The sequence below is a fragment of the Marinococcus halotolerans DSM 16375 genome (assembly GCF_000420725.1).
GTDB classification, from domain to species: domain Bacteria; phylum Bacillota; class Bacilli; order Bacillales; family Marinococcaceae; genus Marinococcus; species Marinococcus halotolerans.
The window spans coordinates 146,583-160,701 of the sequence record NZ_ATVM01000003.1; the positions used below are offsets into that span (position 1 = coordinate 146,583).

The window sequence follows — 14,119 nt, forward strand, 5'->3', positions numbered from 1 at the left end:
TTACAGCGCAGGCCTGACTGCTTCCGAAAGGAATAGTTGCCTGCGCTTTCAAAAGGGAAAGGAGTTTTTATCATGAAAAGTACACCTGTTCATATCGTCGGTGCAGGACTGGCCGGAAGCGAAGCGGCATGGCAGCTTGCCAAGCAGGGCGTGCCGGTCGTACTTCACGAAATGCGTCCGAACAAACAGACGGCCGCCCACCATACCGATAAATTTGCGGAGCTGGTCTGCAGCAATTCCCTGCGCGCCAACAATCTTACAAATGCCGTCGGCGTATTAAAGGAAGAAATGAGACACCTCGACAGCGTGATTATCGAGGCAGCAGACGCAGCTTCGGTACCGGCAGGCGGCGCCCTTGCCGTAGACCGGCATGAATTTGCCGCCAACGTCACGGAAAAAGTCAAAAACCATCCGCTCGTGGAAGTCGTCTCGGAAGAAGTGACCCATATCCCCGAGGAACCGGCGATTATTGCTACAGGACCGCTGACCGCCGAATCCCTTTCTGAGGATATTTTTAAGCTGACCGGCGAAGAGCATTTGTACTTTTACGACGCAGCCGCGCCGATTGTCGAAACAGACAGCATCGACATGGACAAAGCGTACGTGAAATCCCGGTATGATAAAGGGGAAGCCGCGTACATCAACTGTCCGATGACCGAAGCGGAATTTGATCGCTTTTACAATGCGCTGGTGGAAGCAGAGGTTGTGCCGCTGCGCGAATTTGAGAAAAACATCTTCTTTGAAGGCTGCATGCCGGTCGAGGAAATTGCCCGCAGAGGCAAAAAGACCCTCCTGTTCGGCCCGATGAAGCCAGTCGGCCTGGAGCATCCGGAAACAGGGGAGCGCCCGCACGCTGTTGTGCAGCTGCGACAGGACAACCAGGAAGGCACGCTTTTTAATATTGTCGGCTTCCAGACTCATCTTAAATGGGGACCGCAGAAAGAAGTAATCCGCTTAATCCCGGGACTTGAAAATGCCGACATTGTCCGCTACGGCGTAATGCACCGGAATACGTTTTTAAATTCCCCGAATTTCCTGAATCCGACCTACCAGACAAAGGCACGCAGTGATTTGTTCTTTGCCGGACAGATTACCGGTGTGGAAGGCTATGTGGAATCAGCTGCTTCCGGCCTGGTCGCCGGATGGAACGCGGCTAAACAATATTTACAGGAAGAAACAGATACCTTCCCGAAGGAAACGGTGATTGGTGCCATGAGCCACTATATTACGACAGCCGGCGCCAAAAACTTTCAGCCGATGAACGCCAACTTCGGCCTGCTGCCGGCTCCGGAGCAAAAAATTAAAAACAAGCGGGAGCGTAATGAATACTACGCCGAGCGGGCTCTGGAGGCTATTCAGAATTTTAAGAAAAAAGTCCAGATATGATTGCTAGGCTCCATGGTTTATGATACGATTTACTAGCTTTTGTCTTCATAAGGCGGCAATAGACGCGCACAAGGAAGCTGAGAGCGCAAAGGAGCAAAAAGCTGATGAACCCGCTATTAACCTGGAGGGAAGAATTTTTCCGCTATCTGGAGCTGGAAAAAAACATTTCCTCCTATACGAAAACAGCTTATGAACAGGACTTAATTGAATTTGAAGCGTTTATGCAGCAGGAAGGATGGGAGCACGTGGAGGATGTTGATCCAACCCTCGTCCGTCTCTACTACAGCAGCATGTATGACCGCTCGTATGCCAGGGCGACAGTAGCGCGGAAAATCTCCGCGCTGCGTGCGTATTTCCGCTACCTGCAGCGAGAGGATTATATTGAACAAAATCCGTTTATCGGTGCGAGCCATCCAAAAAAAGAGCGGCCGCTCCCCCACTTTTTATATGAAGAAGAAATCGAATCGCTGTTTGCTTCATTTGACATGAGCAAGCCGCTTGATATCAGGGATAAAGCTATTATGGAGCTGCTTTATGCAACAGGCATGCGCATCAGTGAATGCCAGCAGCTGCAGGCCGATGACCTCGATGATTACCTTGGAACCATTCTTGTGAAGGGTAAGGGCCGCAAGGAGAGGTACGTGCCGGTAGGAAGCTTTGCCCAGGAAGCCGTCGAGCTGTACAAAACCACTGTGCGTCCGGAGCTTGCAGCCAAAAGCAAAGTGCCGGCCGGCCAGCTGTTTTTAAACGCCCGTGGCGGCCCGCTGACCGACCGCGGGTTCCGCCATGTTATTAACGAACGGGTGAAAAAGGTCTCGAGCACGCTTCGTATTTCTCCTCATGACCTGAGGCACACGTTTGCGACGCACCTGCTCAATCACGGGGCGGACCTCCGGGTCGTGCAGGATCTGCTCGGCCATGCCAATTTATCCACAACCCAGATTTACACCCACGTAACTAAAGAACGGCTCCAGGATGTGTACCGTCAATCACATCCAAGAGCAGAAAGGAAGCGTGAATAACTAATGGAACCATCCTTTCACGCCACAACGATATACGCTGTCCACCACGACGGCAAAGGAGCAATGGCCGGTGACGGCCAGGTAACGCTCGGCCAGCAGGTGGTCATGAAGCATACCGCACGAAAAGTAAGAAGGCTGTACAACGGGAAGGTTCTCGCCGGATTTGCCGGCTCGGTGGCTGATGCGTTTACCCTGTTTGACTTGTTTGAAGAAAAACTCGAGCAGTGGAGCGGCAATCTGCAGCGGGCAGCCGTCGAGCTTGCCAAGGACTGGCGCAGCGATAAAACACTGCGGCGTCTTGAAGCGATGCTCATTGTCATGGATAAATCCACCATGCTTTTGGTCGCTGGCACAGGAGAAGTGATCGAGCCGGATGACAACATGCTTGCCATCGGCTCCGGTGGCAATTTTGCGCTCAGTGCCGGACGGGCACTCAAAAAGCATGCGACGCATCTGAGCGCCCGGGAAATGGCCGAAGCCTCGCTTGAGACAGCAGCAGATATCTGTGTGTTCACCAACCATGAAATCATTATTGAAGATTTGGAATCTTAAAACATAGTCCGCTAAGGGGGCTTACTAATGGAAATTTCGATGACACCCAAACAGATTGTAGAACGGCTCGATCAATATATTATCGGCCAGAATGAAGCAAAACGTTCTGTTGCGGTAGCTCTTCGCAACCGGTACCGCAGAAGCAAGCTGCCCGAACAGCTTCAGGAGGAAGTAACGCCGAAAAATATTCTGATGATCGGGCCGACGGGCGTAGGTAAAACGGAAATCGCCCGCCGGATTGCGAAGCTTGTCGGCGCCCCGTTTTCGAAGGTCGAAGCCACTAAGTTCACGGAAGTCGGCTATGTCGGCCGCGACGTGGAATCGATGATCCGGGATCTGGTGGAGGTTGCCGTACGTATTGTAAAGGAAGAAAAAACAGCCTCCGTGCAGGAGAAGGCGGAAAAAGCTGCGAATAAAAAAATCGTCCGGCTGCTTGCACCGAGAAAACGCAAAAATCGTCAGGCGGACAGCAGCTCCGGCAATCCGTTCGGCATGCTTTTTCAGCAGAATGATGACAGCGAGGAAGAAGAAGAAACAGACACCGCAGACAACAGTGATCTGCGTGAGCAGCGCCGCCAGCTGCAGAAGCAGCTGGAGATGGGTGAGCTTGAAGACCGCAAAGTAACCATTGAGGTCGAACAGCAGTCCGGCTCGATGGGAGACATGTTTCAGGGCGGCGGCATGGAGCAGATGGGCATGAACATGCAGGAAATGCTCGGAAATATGATGCCAAAGAAAACGAGCAGCCGCACCCTCCCCGTGCGCGAAGCACGCAAGGTGCTGACCGAGCAGGAAGCCCAGAAAATGATCGATATGGACGAAGTGAGCACGGAAGCCGTTTACCGCGCGGAGCAGCTGGGAATTGTGTTCCTGGACGAGATTGATAAAGTGACCGGCAAAAAGGAAAGCAGCAGTGCGGACGTGTCGCGTGAAGGCGTACAGCGGGACATTCTGCCGATTGTGGAAGGGTCTACGGTCAATACCAAATACGGACCGGTTCGTACCGATCATATGCTGTTTATCGCCGCCGGTGCTTTTCATACGGCCAAGCCTTCCGATTTAATTCCTGAGCTGCAAGGAAGATTTCCGGTGCGTGTCGAATTAGATAACTTAGGAGCAGCAGATTTTGCCCGGATTCTGCGGGAGCCGGATCAGGCTCTTACCAAGCAGTACCAGGCGCTCATCCGCACCGAAGGCATTGAAGTAACGTTTACAGACGAAGCTGTCGAAACCATTGCAGAATTAGCGGAAGCAGTCAATCAGCAGACAGAGAACATCGGTGCAAGGCGGCTGCACACGCTGCTTGAAAGACTGCTCGAAGATCTGTCCTTCGAGGCTCCGGAGATTACTATGGACGCTATCACCATCACGCCGGAATACGTCAATGATAAACTGGCAACCATCGCCAGGGACCGGGACGTCAGCCGGTACATTTTGTAGCATAAATCAGGAGGAGAATCAGCATGGATTTGTTAACAAGAAGCAGAAGAATTAATGAAATGTTACAGAAAACACAGGGAGACCACGTCAATTTTAAGGACATGGCCGAAACCCTTCAGGAAATTATCGGGGCTAATGTGTTTGTGGTCAGCCGCCGCGGGAAACTGCTCGGCTATTCGATCGAACAGGAAATCGAGCACGAAAAAATGCAGCGGATTTTAGAAGAACGCCAATTCCCACAGGAATACACCTCCGGTCTGTTCGCCATTAATGAAACCTCGCCGAATCTGGATGTGCAGAGCGAATATACCGCATTTCCGCAGGAAAGCGCCGAATTATTCGCATCCGGCCTGACCACGATTGTACCGATTGTCGGTGGCGGCCAGCGTCTTGGCACGCTTGTGCTGGCACGGTTGAGCGAAACGTTTGATGATGATGATCTGATTCTCGCCGAGTACGGAGCGACGGTTGTAGGTATGGAAATTCTTCATGAAAAAACGCAGGAGATTGAAGAGGAAGCGAGAAGCAAAGCAGTGGTCCAGATGGCCATCAGCTCCCTGTCCTACAGCGAACTCGAAGCGGTCGAGCATATTTTCGAAGAGCTCGACGGCAAGGAAGGGCTGCTTGTAGCAAGCAAAATTGCCGACCGCGTCGGCATCACCCGCTCTGTGATCGTCAACGCTCTGCGTAAGCTTGAAAGCGCCGGGGTCATCGAATCAAGATCCCTTGGCATGAAAGGGACGTATATTAAAGTATTAAACAATAAGTTTTTGTATGAGCTCGAGAAAATTAAAAATAACGATTAACGGCTTTAGAGCGATCCTTTTATGGGTCGCTTTTTTTTATGCCTTTGAAAAAGCAAAAATTCATGCTGCAACATTTTCCACAGGAAAAACTGAATGTTATACAAATAAATAAGTTCGGTAAGGATAAAAGAACTATTAAAAAGTAGTTTAACTGCTTAGACGGAAGTTGCTGAAATGCAAAAACAGCGATATTGATTAGACAAATGTACATTTTTTCTATACAATTTAGGAAGTAATGCTCATATAAAAATATTTTACTGAACCTTTAGTATTAATAAAAAAGCCAGAGGTGAGAAAATGGAACTGTTCCAATCCGGGACCTGGCAGAAATTGCAGGCAGGGGTCGAAGGGGCGTCGCTCAGACAAAAGGCAATCACAGATAATATTGCCAATATTGACACGCCGAACTACAAAGCAAAGGAAGTCTCCTTTCAGGATATGTTAAAGGAGGAAAGCAGCAGTCAGATGGAAGCTGTAAAAACAGACGCAAAACACTTTTCTTTTCAGAATAATCAAAATTCTCCAGGCGTATACGAGCAGCGGGGCAATACATACAATAATAACGGAAACAACGTAGACATTGATAAAGAAATGACCGAGCTTTCGGAAAACCAACTGCATTATAACGCCATCGTTGACCGTATAAATGGAAAATTCGGCGGCATTAAATCGGCTATCCGGGGAGGATCATAAGCATGTCTATTTTTAATGGAATTCAGGCCTCCGGTTCGGCCTTGACGGCTCAGCGTCTGCGCATGGACATTGTCAGCTCGAACCTTGCGAATGCAGATTCCACGAGAGGCCGGCTCGTCGACGGGGAATGGCAGCCTTACCAGCGCAAAACTGTCTCCATGAGCCCGAAGCAGGACAATTCCTTTCAGTCGAATTTAACGAAGGCATTAAATGATCAGGGCGGCATGCGCGTGTCGGAAATCGGCGTAGATGACGCTCCCTTTGATGAGGTCTACCAGCCTGAGCATCCCGATGCCAATGAAGAAGGCTACGTGCAGATGCCAAACGTGGACCCTTTAAAAGAAATGACGGATCTGACTTCGGCATCGCGTTCGTATGAAGCAAACGTCACGGCGCTCAATGCCAATAAAAACATGATGATGAAAGCACTCGAAATCGGTAAAAACTAACAGCGAAAGGAGGCGTACGGATGGAAGTCACAAATATTCAGGCTCCCGCCATGAAAACGGCGAACGAGGCGGGTCAGGCAACAGTAAAAGAAACCGGCGACTCGTTTCAAAAGGCAATGAGCGAGGCAATGAGTAAAGTCAACGAGGCCCAGCTTGAGTCGGATCGGATGACAGAAAAACTGGTAACCGGCGAAGCGGACAATCTGCATGATGTGATGATTGCTGCAGAAAAAGGAAGTATTTACATGCAGACGGCGACCGAGGTGAGAAACAAGGCGGTGGAGGCTTACAAAGAAATGATGCGGATGCAGGTGTAATCGTAAAGAGGAAGGTATGAAGCGGAGTTATGAAAGAAAAATGGAAAGAGTACAGCCAAAAGGCGAAAACGTATTGGAGCAGCCGCAGTAAAAAACAAAAAAGAATATATATTTTTGGCACAACGGCGATCTTTCTTTTTCTCCTCATCAGCATACTGCTGTTTTCGCGGACAAACTTTGAGCCTCTTTACACCGACCTGGCACCGGAAACAGCAGGCAGCATCAAAGAGACCCTGGACACCCGCGGAGTGAAATATGAAATATCGAATGAAGGAACCACCATCAGTGTGCCAAAGGATCAGGTGGATGCGTTAAAGGTGGATCTGGCGGCTGAGGGGCTTCCGCAGGACGGGGCGATCGACTACAGCTTTATTGAAGATCAGACCGGCTTTGGAATGACAGACAATGAATTCTCCGTCATGGAGCGGGCGGCGCTCCAGACCGAGCTTGAGGCGCTGATTTCCAACATGGACGCGGTGGAAAGCACCGATGTCATGATTAACATGCCGGAAGAAGCCACATGGGTGGCTGAAGAAGCCGAAGCAGCTACAGCATCGGTGACCGTCGATTTGAGCGGCACCGGAGAACTGGATCAGGAGCAGGTGAAAACTCTGTACAACCTTGTTTCCAAAAGTGTGCCCGATCTGCCGGTTGAAAACATCGATATCAGCGATACGAGCATGAACTATTATACATATGAGGAAAACGGATCCTCTGGTTCCACTATGAATGAATACGAGGACCAGCGTGCGGTCCAGCAGGATATCGAAAAAGACATCCGCCGTGACGTGCAGCAGATGCTTGGCACCGTGGCCGGACAAAATAAAGTAATGGTGTCGGTAACGACAGATATCGACTTTACAAAAGAAAATCGGGAAGAAGACCTGGTGGAGCCGGTGGATGAAGAAACGATGGAAGGCATTGCCGTGAGTGCTGAAGAAATTGCGGAAGCCTATGAGGGCGTGGATCCGCTCGAAGAAGGAGAAGCTGGCGCCGGAGAGGAAGACGTAGCCAACTACCCGGCTGGTACTGAAGCAGCCGGCGATTCCGAGCGGACCGAGGAACGAATCAACTACGAAGTAAACCGTATACATAAAGAGATTCAGGAAAGCCCGTACAAGCTGCGCGACCTCGGCATTCAGGTAATGGTGGAGCCGCCGGATCCGGAAGACCCGAATTCTTTAGAGCCGGAAACGATGGATAACATGCAGGCGATGCTTGAGACAGTCATAAGCACGAGCATTGATAAAGAATATCTTGAAGTCGAAGGCGAAGAGATGGATGTAGAAGAAAAAGTCTCTATTTCCTCCCAGACCTTCCTTGGCGCAGAAGAGATCGACCAGGAAGCAGGAGGCCTGCCGTGGTGGGCGTATGCGTTAATGGCTGTAGGCGCTGTTGGTCTTATCATATTAGTAGTATGGCTCGTACGCCGGAAAAAGCCGGCGGAAGCCCAGGAGGAAGGCATTCAGGCTGCAGAATTTGAACAGCGCGACATCCCTGACCTGGAAAACAGCCGGGAAATGACCGAAGAAGAAATGAAACGAAACCAGCTCGAGAAGCTAGCAAAAGAAAAGCCGGAAGAATTTTCAAAGCTGCTTCGTTTCTGGCTGTCCGATGATTAAAAGGAGGAGCAGCAATTGCAGAAAAGAAAAGAAACGCTGACCGGAAAACAAAAAGCAGCTGTGCTGCTGATTTCATTGGGCCCGGACGTCTCAGCCGAAGTATATAAGCATTTACGGGAAGAAGAGATTGAAAAGCTGACGCTTGAAATTGCGAATGTAAGAAAAGTGGAGAGCTCGAAAAAAGAAGAAGTGATGAATGAATTTCATCAAATAGCGATTGCCCAGGATTACATTTCCCAGGGAGGCATCGGCTACGCTAAAAGCGTGCTCGAAAAAGCGCTTGGAGAAGAGGAAGCGATGCATATGATCAACCGCCTCACCTCGTCGCTGCAGGTAAAGCCGTTTGACTTTGCCCGCAAGGCTGAGCCTTCCCAGGTGCTGAACTTTATTCAAAATGAGCATCCGCAGACAATCGCTCTTGTGCTTTCCTACTTGGAACCGGGGCAGGCCGGCCAGATTTTGTCGGAGCTGCCTGAGACCCAGCAGACCGACGTGGCCCGGCGTATCGCGAAAATGGACCGGACCTCGCCGGAAATTGTAAGCGAAGTGGAAGCAGTGCTCGAACAAAAGCTTTCGACCTCCGTCACTCAGGACTACACCGAAGCGGGAGGTATTGAATCCGTCGTAGAGGTGCTCAACGGCGTGGACCGGAGCACGGAAAAAATCATCCTTGAATCTCTGGAACAGGAAGATCCGGAGCTGGCCGAGGAAATCAAAAAACGCATGTTTGTATTTGAAGACGTGGTGGCGCTTGATAACCGCTCGATTCAGCGTGTTGTACGCGATGTCAATAACGATGACCTTCAGCTTGCCCTGAAAGTAGCAAGCGAGCAGGTGAAAGAAGTCGTTTTCCAGAATATGTCCCAGCGGATGGCCGAAACGTTCCAGGAGGAAATGGAATTTATGGGGCCGGTCCGGCTGCGTGATGTAGAAGAAGCACAATCGAGAATTGTCGGCATTATACGCAGGCTCGAAGAAACGGGTGAAATTGTAATAGCCCGCGGCGGGGGAGATGATGTGATTGTCTAACGTATTTCGCACACACGTCAGCGCAGAGCATACAACCATTGCGACGAAAAAAATCGTGTATGAAGAAGCTCCTTCACAGATAGATGAGCATTTCCTTCAGCAGCGGCAGGCCGAGCAGTTAAAAGAGCAGGCCGGCCGGCTGCAAGAGCAGGCCGAACAGGCCTGGAAAGACACCCTGGAAAAAATCAAACAAGAAGAAATGGAAGCGCAGGAGCGTATTGCTGCCTGGGCTGAAGAGGCTAAACAACAAGGATACACTGAAGGGTTCGAGAGCGGGGAGCAGAAAGGCTTTGAAGCGTGGCAGCAGCAGATTGCCCACGCCGGGCGGATCATAGAGTCTGCTGAACAGGCCTTTCACGAACGCCTGAATGAAGCCGAACCGACGGTAATCGATATTGCGGTGCAGGCGCTCGAAAAAATGCTCGGTCCGGAATGGCTCCCGGATGAACACTGGCGGATGCAGCTCTCGACGGCTGTCGGCTCCCTGCGTGCACAGGGCAACATCCGCGTGCTCGTCAGCGCCGAAGATTATGAAGATGTGCGAATGTACAAAGAAGAACTGCAGAGCGCGGCGGGAAGCGACCAGAAGGTAACCATTTATCCGGATGCAAAGATGAAAGAGCGGCAGTGCGTGCTCGAAACGGACTTTGGAAAACTCGATGTTTCCCTGGATACCCAGCTCCAGGAATTGAAAAAACAGCTGCAGGCTGTCGTGAAAGAGGGCATGCCGGTATGAGAGCAGAGCATGCAGCACGGCAGGTGAAACAGATGTCTCTGTACCGTTCCTACGGAAGTGTGGAACGGGTGATTGGGTTGATGGTGGAGTCGCGCGGCCCAAAAACTAACGTAGGGGATATCTGCTACATATATGGCGTCGGAAGCGACACCTCCATGGCCGCTGAAGTAGTTGGTTTCCGGCAGGAATACGTGCTCCTGATGCCGCTGGAATCGTTAAAAAACATCAGCCCCGGCTGCACAGTCGAAGCCACCGGCAAACCACTGAAAATCAAGGCAGGGGCAGGGCTTATCGGGCGTGTGTTAAACGGCATGGGAGAGCCGATTGATCACCAGGAGCTTCCGGAAGGTCTGATCAGCGTTTCTTCGGAAGCAGCACCGCCGGCTCCACTTGACCGGCCAAGAATTACAAACGTTATGCCGACCGGGGTGAGGGTGATCGACAGTCTGCTCACGATGGGCGAAGGCCAGCGGATAGGCATCTTTGCCGGAAGCGGTGTCGGAAAAAGCACCCTGCTTTCGATGATCACGCGCTACACTGAAGCCGATATTAACGTGATCGCGCTGATCGGGGAGCGCGGGCGCGAGGTACGGGACTTTATCGAACGCGATCTGGGAGAAGAAGGCATGGCCAGATCAGTGCTGATAGTAGCGACCTCGGACCAGCCCGCCTCGATGCGGATCCAGGGCGCCTACACGGCAACGGCCATTGCTGAATATTTTCGCTCCAAAGGAAAAAAGGTCAATTTCATGATGGACTCCATCACCCGGTTTGCGATGGCACGAAGAGAAATCGGCCTTGCGATTGGTGAGCCTCCGACGACAAAAGGATACCCGCCGTCGGTATTTGCCCTCCTGCCGGGACTGCTTGAGCGGACCGGCACAAGCAACGAAGGCTCGATTACCGCGTTTTACACGGTGCTTGTGGACGGAGACGACATGAACGAGCCGATTGCCGATGCCGTACGCGGTATTCTCGACGGTCACTTTGTGCTCGAACGGTCGCTTGCCAATAAAAACCATTTTCCGGCCATTGACGTGCTTCAAAGCGTCAGCCGGGTGATGTCAGAAATTACGGATGAAAATCATCAGAAGGCAGCTCTGAAAGTGAAAAGCTGGCTTGCGGCTTACCGGGAAGCAGAGGAGCTTATACGAATCGGGGCCTACCGCAAAGGCAGCTCCCGGGAAACCGACGAGGCACTGGAAAGATTACCGGCCGTTGAAGCGCTTATCCAGCAGCGGTCGATGGAAGCATCGACGATGGAACAGACGCTGCAAAAGCTGCAAAACGTTACGGAGAAAGGAGCGTCCTAATGTCCTACCAATTTTCTTTAGAACAGCTGCTGCAGCTGAGAGACCGCGAAAAAGACCAGAAGGTAAAATCCTACAATGAGGCAGTGGACCAGTTTGAGCAGAAAGCGGAAACCCTCTATGAAATGCTCCGTTCCAAAGAGCACGCAGAAGAAATCAACCGGGAGAAAATGATCCGGGGAGTGACGGTACGGGAGCTTCGCCAGCAGGAAAAGATGCTGCATATGTATGAGCGCCGAGCAGCCGTTCTCGAAGAAGCGGTGAGCAAGGCACGCTGGATGATGCAGCGCGAAGAAAAAGCGATGCAGGAAGCATGGCGTGAAAACCGGAAGCTTGAGCTGATAAAAGAAAAAGAAGAAGCAAAACATATGGAAAAAATAAAGCGGGACGAGCGTATGACAATGGATGACACGGCAGTGCAAATGTATCTACAGAAGCAGACGGTGCAGCACTATGGCTGAAAAAGAAAAGAAAAAAGCCGGTTTTTTTCAATGGTTTTTCATGCTGTTTCTGATCCCGCTTCTTTTCGCTGTCGTCCTGTCGGTGGCTGTTATGTCCTTTATGGGGATAAACGTCACTCAGCTCGGCCAGGACGTAGTGAAGTCAGTCACCGGCAGCGAAGAAAGTGCAGATGACGCCGGGACTTCCGGGGAAGAACTCGAAGCCAAGGAAGAAGAAATCGTCGAACTGCAGCAGCGGCTTGATGAACGGGAGCAGGAACTCCGTAGCGTGGAAGAAGAGCTTGAGGAACTGACGCTCGAATCAGAAACAGAAGAGAATAATGAAGAGGAAGAAAGCGGCGGAAATGCCGGTTCAGCCCAGAAAATTTATGAGGAAATGAAGCCGGCAACTGCGGCAGCGGTGCTTGGGCAGCAGGAAACAGAAGTTATTATTCAGCATTTGTATTCCCTTCAGCCGGAGGAACAGGCCGCCATCCTCGAAGAGATGGATGAGGAGCTTGCTGCTTCCGTTGTTTCGGGGATTGAAGGTCTCGATTTGGAACAGTAGAGGAAAGGAGGCCAGCTATGGAGACAGCAATTACCGGCCGGTCCGCGGCCCAGTTGAACAGCGCGCCTTTGTCCGGTCAGGCAGGAAGCAGTTCCTCAGCTTTTGCCGCTCTGTTTGCCGGGACCGCTGCATTAACGGGCAAACAGCCGGATACGGAAAAAGGAACGGAAACTGCCGGGCCTTCTGCTGAGCAGATAATAAAAGTCATCGAAGCAGAACCGGAAGCAATCAATGAGCTGATGAAGAAGCACCCCGAATTTGAAGAAGCCGTCATGTTTATCGCTGAGCTCGCAGGTAACGAAACGAGCCTCGAAGGAGCAGGGGAAAAAGAGACGCTCGAAGAAATGCCGGGGGAAAAAGAAAATATTTTCACAAAGCTTGCCGTTGTTCTTCATTCTCCGGACGCAGAAGCAGCTGCAGGAAAAAATGCTGCCGAGGCGGAGAAGCAGTTGGAGCTGCCGGTGCTCGAGCAGCTGGCAGCCCGGTTAAACGACCTTGCTCCGAGCGATCAGCAGGCGATACAGGTGGCAGCAGAAAAGCTGCAGGAGACCGCCGGGCCACTGCTTTCCAAAACCCTGGCGGGGGAGGAAAAGAAGCAAGCAGAACAAGTATTTGCGAGTCGTCTGAATGAACTGGCTGCGCTTCTTTCAAAGGTTTTACCAGACAATGCTGAAAGTGTCCGTCCGGAAGCCGCTCTTGCAGCAGCGGCAGTGGCCGTCGAAGCGCCGGCAAAGGATAACAGCCAGCCGTTACGGGCGCAGGGACAGAAGGAAATGTCCCGAATAGAGAAACTCGACATCCTGTTTCCAGAAAAAACGCCCGAGGTGCGGCAGCTAATTTCTTCTCTGGCCCAGCTGGGCGACGCTAAAAGCAGCCCAACGCCGCGACCTCAGTTACTGCCGCAGATGCCTGCCGGGTGGATGAGTCCTGCTGCCGGGAAGGAGGCAGCGACAGACGCCGCCACTCAAGCGATAAAAAAAGATCTGCAGCAATGGCAGAAGTACCTTAGCGCACGGGAAGAGCCGGGTGCCTGGGTACCAAAAGCCCTTCAGCCTTCCTCTGGAGAACAGCCGGAAAAGCAGCTGACGGCATTTATCCAGAGCCTGTCGGCTCTGGTCAAAAAGCAGCCGTCGATATCTTTAACGGCAGAGACAGAGAAAAACGAGTCGTTTACCGTGCAGCTTGAGCAGATCCTGAGGAGCATCCGCAGTGAAGCAGGGAATGCACCAGCCTCTTCAGCACCAGCACACGGAGCGGGAGAGCCGAGAGCTCTTCAGCCGAACGCGCCGCTTGTGATTCAGCTTCCTCCGGCCTCTGAAGGAAATCAGCGACAGGCCGAATTTTTAAAGCAGTTTCAGCAGACGCTCGGCACGATGAACGCTGCCCAGCTGAAAAACGGAGCTTCCTATACGATTCGTCTTCACCCTGAACATCTGGGCCGGCTCGATGTGAAGCTCACAAAAATCGAAGGCCAGTGGACCGCCCAGCTGATTACAACCTCCAAAGGGGCGCAGGAGCTCGTGGAAAGCAGCGTGCATCAGCTGAGGCATTCCTTCCTGCAGCAGAACCTGCAGGTCGAACGCATCGAAGTAGCCGAGCATCCGGATTTCTATAAAGAAGAAGAGCAGAAAGAAGATCATGAAGAACAGCGGGAAGCGGTAAATATGCAGGAAGAGTCTTCAGAAGAGGAAGAACGCTCGTTTGAAGATATTTTACAGCAGCTTTCGATCAACGAACGAATTTAAAGGA

Annotated in this window: 15 protein-coding genes; all 15 read left to right on the forward strand. The window is 51.5% G+C overall.

Annotated features, from left to right (window positions below; translation table 11 throughout):
• Positions 1 to 72: 72 nt before the first annotated feature.
• The 15 genes from trmFO (at position 73) to G548_RS0103565 (ending at position 14,115) form a co-directional block, all read left to right on the forward strand.
• On the forward strand, positions 73 to 1,386 hold the full coding sequence (gene trmFO, locus G548_RS0103495; protein ID WP_022792759.1) for an FADH(2)-oxidizing methylenetetrahydrofolate--tRNA-(uracil(54)-C(5))-methyltransferase TrmFO: 1,314 nt from the start codon (positions 73 to 75) through the stop codon (positions 1,384 to 1,386).
• 104 nt (positions 1,387 to 1,490) lie between these two features.
• Positions 1,491 to 2,408, forward strand: coding sequence for a tyrosine recombinase XerC (xerC, locus tag G548_RS0103500; RefSeq protein WP_022792760.1), 918 nt, complete (start codon positions 1,491 to 1,493; stop codon positions 2,406 to 2,408).
• Positions 2,409 to 2,411: 3 nt separating this feature from the next.
• Positions 2,412 to 2,960, forward strand: coding sequence for an ATP-dependent protease subunit HslV (gene hslV, locus G548_RS0103505; RefSeq protein WP_022792761.1), 549 nt, complete (start codon positions 2,412 to 2,414; stop codon positions 2,958 to 2,960).
• Between the two features lie 27 nt (positions 2,961 to 2,987).
• The gene (gene hslU / locus G548_RS0103510; RefSeq protein ID WP_022792762.1) at positions 2,988 to 4,400 is read left to right on the forward strand and encodes an ATP-dependent protease ATPase subunit HslU; all 1,413 of its coding nucleotides are present in this window, start codon (positions 2,988 to 2,990) and stop codon (positions 4,398 to 4,400) included.
• A 23-nt stretch (positions 4,401 to 4,423) separates the two neighbouring features.
• A complete protein-coding gene (codY, locus tag G548_RS0103515) occupies positions 4,424 to 5,206 on the forward strand; it encodes a GTP-sensing pleiotropic transcriptional regulator CodY (RefSeq protein ID WP_022792763.1) in 783 nt (260 codons plus the stop codon).
• Between the two features lie 297 nt (positions 5,207 to 5,503).
• Complete coding sequence (gene flgB / locus G548_RS0103520) at positions 5,504 to 5,899, forward strand: flagellar basal body rod protein FlgB (RefSeq protein ID WP_022792764.1); 396 nt, start codon at positions 5,504 to 5,506, stop codon at positions 5,897 to 5,899.
• Between the two features lie 2 nt (positions 5,900 to 5,901).
• Positions 5,902 to 6,348, forward strand: a complete 447-nt coding sequence (gene flgC / locus G548_RS0103525) for a flagellar basal body rod protein FlgC (protein WP_022792765.1) — start codon at positions 5,902 to 5,904, stop codon at positions 6,346 to 6,348.
• A 20-nt stretch (positions 6,349 to 6,368) separates the two neighbouring features.
• On the forward strand, positions 6,369 to 6,665 hold the full coding sequence (gene fliE / locus G548_RS0103530; protein WP_022792766.1) for a flagellar hook-basal body complex protein FliE: 297 nt from the start codon (positions 6,369 to 6,371) through the stop codon (positions 6,663 to 6,665).
• Positions 6,666 to 6,694: 29 nt separating this feature from the next.
• Positions 6,695 to 8,287, forward strand: a complete 1,593-nt coding sequence (gene fliF / locus G548_RS0103535) for a flagellar basal-body MS-ring/collar protein FliF (RefSeq protein WP_022792767.1) — start codon at positions 6,695 to 6,697, stop codon at positions 8,285 to 8,287.
• 15 nt (positions 8,288 to 8,302) lie between these two features.
• Positions 8,303 to 9,316: a flagellar motor switch protein FliG gene (fliG, locus tag G548_RS0103540; RefSeq protein ID WP_022792768.1), complete on the forward strand. Its 1,014-nt coding sequence runs from the start codon at positions 8,303 to 8,305 to the stop codon at positions 9,314 to 9,316.
• On the forward strand, positions 9,309 to 10,052 hold the full coding sequence (gene fliH, locus G548_RS0103545) for a flagellar assembly protein FliH (RefSeq protein WP_022792769.1): 744 nt from the start codon (positions 9,309 to 9,311) through the stop codon (positions 10,050 to 10,052). The genes fliG and fliH overlap by 8 nt, the downstream gene beginning before the upstream one ends.
• Positions 10,049 to 11,365: a flagellar protein export ATPase FliI gene (fliI, locus tag G548_RS0103550; RefSeq protein WP_022792770.1), complete on the forward strand. Its 1,317-nt coding sequence runs from the start codon at positions 10,049 to 10,051 to the stop codon at positions 11,363 to 11,365. Before fliH ends, fliI begins: the two co-directional genes overlap by 4 nt.
• A complete protein-coding gene (gene fliJ / locus G548_RS0103555; protein ID WP_022792771.1) occupies positions 11,365 to 11,823 on the forward strand; it encodes a flagellar export protein FliJ in 459 nt (152 codons plus the stop codon). Before fliI ends, fliJ begins: the two co-directional genes overlap by 1 nt.
• A complete protein-coding gene (locus G548_RS0103560) occupies positions 11,816 to 12,370 on the forward strand; it encodes a MotE family protein (protein WP_022792772.1) in 555 nt (184 codons plus the stop codon). Before fliJ ends, G548_RS0103560 begins: the two co-directional genes overlap by 8 nt.
• A 17-nt stretch (positions 12,371 to 12,387) precedes the next feature.
• Positions 12,388 to 14,115: a flagellar hook-length control protein FliK gene (locus tag G548_RS0103565; RefSeq protein ID WP_022792773.1), complete on the forward strand. Its 1,728-nt coding sequence runs from the start codon at positions 12,388 to 12,390 to the stop codon at positions 14,113 to 14,115.
• Positions 14,116 to 14,119 lie beyond the last annotated feature (4 nt).